General features: G+C 54.2%; 1 protein-coding gene. It reads right to left on the bottom strand.

What is annotated here, in order from left to right; translation table 11 throughout:
* Window positions 1–150: benzoate/H(+) symporter BenE family transporter (locus Q4563_RS23765; protein WP_442903824.1), on the bottom strand; the 150-nt coding region annotated here is incomplete at its 3' end.
* Between the last annotated feature and the right edge of the window lie 114 nt (window positions 151–264).

Genomic DNA, 264 nt, shown 5'->3' with positions numbered 1-264 from the left:
CGACAAGGCCCACACCCAGGAAGTCATCATCGCATGAGAAACACCGGCCTGTTCAGCCGCCTGAAATACAATCGCCAGTGGCCCGGAGAACGACACCAGCACCACCATAAATCCCGCAATCAACGCGGACGCAGAGACATCTTTGATCATCGAGCCTGTTCCTGATAAATCATTCAAATTGGGCGACACCCTTCACTTCCAGAAAATACCCGGGCGCACCACATAAAGAGGCCGCACCAATTGCCGTCCAGGCAACCAGGATAC

It is taken from the genome of Gilvimarinus sp. 1_MG-2023, assembly GCF_030548285.1.
Note: the sequence above shows the minus strand (reverse complement) of the source record. Positions and strands in the feature narration are given on the sequence as shown.